General features: G+C 32.4%; 1 protein-coding gene. It reads right to left on the reverse strand.

Annotated features, from left to right (window positions below; all coding sequences use genetic code 11):
• Positions 1 to 236 precede the first annotated feature (236 nt).
• Positions 237 to 420, reverse strand: a 184-nt coding sequence (locus ACYVRH_RS14765) for a hypothetical protein (protein WP_461257616.1), incomplete at its 5' end; no start/stop codon positions are given.

A 420-nucleotide genomic window follows, 5' to 3' on the forward strand; every position in this document is an offset into this window, starting at 1 on the left:
ATATATTACAGTCAAAACAGGATATTTTCCATATTAGTTTTATCTGTGTCATTTATTGTATCAAAACAATCTGCTAAAAATATTAATCGTAAATCAATGAATAATTCCATGTCATTTTCATTTAATTTTCTGAATATAATATTTTCCAAAATGTCCATCTTAATCCCCTTTACAATTATTCTTTTATTCTATCTTAATTTTATTTTTTAATCAATCTCTATTATTTACTTTTCAAATTAATTTAACCTGCCTTTCGCATAACGTTTTGGCTGTATATGACGTTTTTTTGCGCCCGATAAGGAAAAATGCGAAGCATTTTTACGGGCGCAAAAAAATGTGCTGTAGCAAAACCACACAAAGGGCGTAGCCCGACTGTGGTTTTGCGGAAGCCGAGCCGCCGTAAGGCGGCGAAGCATATAC

The organism is Treponema sp. R80B11-R83G3 (assembly GCF_054786115.1).